Annotated in this window: 1 protein-coding gene; it reads left to right on the forward strand. The window is 76.5% G+C overall.

The window, feature by feature from the left end; genetic code table 11:
- Nucleotides 1-65 precede the first annotated feature (65 nt).
- Nucleotides 66-800, forward strand: a 735-nt coding sequence (locus QQ657_RS56485) for an NAD(P)-binding domain-containing protein (RefSeq protein WP_491047364.1), incomplete at its 3' end; no start/stop codon positions are given.

Consider the following 800-nt stretch of genomic DNA (forward strand, 5'->3'; position numbering starts at 1 on the left):
GAGTGGGAAACAGGGTTCTAACCCTGTTTCCCACTCACGACCGGTGACCACGGTAGGAAGGAGGCATGACCACTTCCGTCGGATTGCTGCACCCCGGTGCGATGGGCGCCGCCGTCGGGGCGGTCCTCACCTCGCGCGGCACGCCCGTCTCCTGGCTTCCCGCCGGACGCGGCCCCGCGACGCGACGCCGTGCCGAAGACGCCGGGTTGACCGAGGCCCAGGACCTCGCCGGGTGCGACGTCATCCTCAGCGTCTGCCCGCCCGCCGCCGCGCTCGACGTCGCGCGGAGCATTGCCGGGTTCAGCGGGGTCTACCTCGACGCCAACGCCATCAGTCCCGGGCACGCCACCGAAATCGCGCGGATCCTGCCCGGGGCGACCGTCGTCGACGGCGGAATCGTCGGCCCGCCACCGCGGCAGGCCGGGACCACCCGGCTCTACCTGTCCGGGCCCGCGGCCGCGGTCACGCTGCTGGAAGGCCTGTTCGCCGGCACCCACCTCCAGCCGGTCGCGCTGGACGGGCCCGTCGGCAAAGCGTCGGCGCTCAAGCTCGCCTTCGCCTCCTACAACAAGCTCACCTTCGCCCTCGCCGCGCAGTCCCATGCCTTGGCGGAGCGCCACGGCGTGGGGGGGGGGGGGGGGGGGGGGGGCGGCCGGCGCCCCCCCCCGCCCCCCCCCCCCCCCCCCCCCCCCCCCCGCCCCCCCCCCCCCCCGGCCCGCCCGCCCCCCCCCACGCCGACCGCGGTGAGCACCCCGGTCCACAGCGGGAGCCGCGCCCTGAACGTGACGCCGACGTCGTCG

Source organism: Amycolatopsis ponsaeliensis, from assembly GCF_030182635.1.
In the GTDB taxonomy this organism is placed as follows: domain Bacteria; phylum Actinomycetota; class Actinomycetes; order Mycobacteriales; family Pseudonocardiaceae; genus Amycolatopsis; species Amycolatopsis ponsaeliensis.